Source organism: Streptomyces sp. NPDC058157, assembly GCF_042884105.1.
Taxonomy (GTDB): domain Bacteria; phylum Actinomycetota; class Actinomycetes; order Streptomycetales; family Streptomycetaceae; genus Streptomyces.
Genome location: NZ_JBHVUQ010000435.1, coordinates 1 through 1,426 on the forward strand (window position 1 = coordinate 1; position 1,426 = coordinate 1,426).

The window sequence follows — 1,426 nt, forward strand, 5'->3', positions numbered from 1 at the left end:
GTACAGGTGGCGGCTCGCGGCCTCGGGCCCGGTGGGGAGCACGGCGGTGGCCAGCTCGGTCAGCAGCCGGACCCGCAGCGCTTCGGGCACCGGCTCGCGCAGGGCCCGTTCCAGCAGCCGGACGGCCGCGGCGTGCCGGCCGGCCGCCCGGTCCGCGGCGGCCCGGCGGCGCAGGGCCGCCACCGCCCAGGGGGCGCCGACGGGGCCGGAGCCCAGCAGCATCCGGGTCACGGCGCGGTCGGACAGGGCCGCCCGGTGGGCCCATGCGGCGGCCCGGGCGTGCAGTTCCTCCCGCTGCTCCGTGCCGAGGCCGGCCAGGACGGCCCGCGCGGCGGCCCCGCTGCGCAGGGCGGGGCGGGGGCCGTCGGCGAGCAGCCCGGTGCCGGACAGCAGGCTCAGGGCCCGGGCCGTGCCCGGGGCGCGGGGGCCGGCGGCGAGCGCTTCGATCAGGCTGGGGGTGCAGTCGGGTCCGGCGACGGCGATCGCGCGCAGGACGCCGAGGAGTTCCGCGGGCAGCAGGGGCAGGGTGCGCACCGTGCGCTCCCGGACGGCCTCCACCGTGCTCTCCGCGAGGTCGGCGAGGTGGCCGGTGTGCGGGGTCCAGCCGTGGCGGAGGAACCGGGCGGTGACCGACCGCAGCAGGGCGGGGTTCCCGTCGAGGCGGCGGGCGGCCTCCGTCAGGAAGGCGGCGTCCACGGCCCCGGGCCAGAGGTCGGCGAGGAGCCGGCCGACGGCTTCGGTCGGCAGCGGGGGCAGCTCCAGCACGTGCCGGGCCACGGAGCGGCCGTCGGCCAGCGGGCAGGGCTCGATCCGGTCGTACGGACCGGGCGGAGCGGCGCCGTTGCGGGAGGTGAGCAGCATCAGCGGCACGCCGGCCAGCCGCCGGGCCAGCGCCTGGAGCCCGCGCAGCGACGGCGTGTCGGCCCACTGGGTGTCGTCGACGACGAGCAGCAGGGGGCGGCTGCGGGCGGCGGCGAGGAAGGCGGTGCACAGGTCGTCGGGGCGGGCGGGGCCGCGCGGGAGGTCGGGCCCGGCGGGGGTGGTCGCGGGGAGCAGTTGGCTGAGGAGCTGGGCGGCGATCCCGTGGGGCAGGCAGGTCTCGTCGGGCGAGGCCGCGGCGGCGGCGACCCTGATGCCGGCTCCGGTGGCGAGGGCCGCGGCGTGGTCCAGCAGCGTGCTGCGTCCGATGCCGGGCGGTCCGCCGACCTCGACGAGCGCGGGCCGGCCGCGCCGCAGGTCGGCCAGCAGGCCGCGCAGCAGCCGGTCTTCGGCGTCCCGCCCGACGGGCGCCGCCGGGCCGCCGCCCGGGCCGGGGGGCGGGGCGTCCTGCGGGCCCGGCGGGGCGGCTGTCGTCCGTGGCATGGGGCTCGGTCCTCCTCGTGGTCGTGTCGATGGACTCCCCCGCCGAACCCGCACGGGGGCCGGC

1 protein-coding gene is annotated in these 1,426 nt (G+C 81.0%); it reads right to left on the reverse strand.

Translation table 11 applies throughout. The features are described from left to right. Positions 1-1,362, reverse strand: a 1,362-nt coding sequence (locus ACFVXK_RS38660; RefSeq protein ID WP_389622092.1) for an AAA family ATPase, incomplete at its 3' end; no start/stop codon positions are given. Positions 1,363-1,426: the final 64 nt, after the last annotated feature.